Source organism: Maritimimonas sp. 2405UD52-3 (assembly GCF_056591715.1).
Genome location: NZ_JBWQOL010000032.1, coordinates 1 through 245 on the forward strand (window position 1 = coordinate 1; position 245 = coordinate 245).

The 245-nt window shown below is 47.3% G+C and carries 1 protein-coding gene; it reads left to right on the forward strand.

The features are described 5' to 3' along the window. Window positions 1-245: DUF7507 domain-containing protein (locus AC1EU5_RS16055; protein WP_480193433.1), on the forward strand; the 245-nt coding region annotated here is incomplete at both ends.

A 245-nucleotide genomic window follows, 5' to 3' on the forward strand; every position in this document is an offset into this window, starting at 1 on the left:
GACTTAGGTACGACCATTACGAACATTGCTACAGGAAGCAGTGATCAGGCCCCAGATGTAACGGATACCAACAGTATCCCAGTAGCGACACCAAGCATGGGTATTGTCAAGAGCAATACGATTACGGATCCAGATGGATCTGGAGATGTGTCTGTGGGTGATGTGGTGACCTATACCTTTACAGTAACGAACAATGGTACAGCAACGCTGACAGGTGTAGCTGTGGTCGATGATATTTTAGGTGC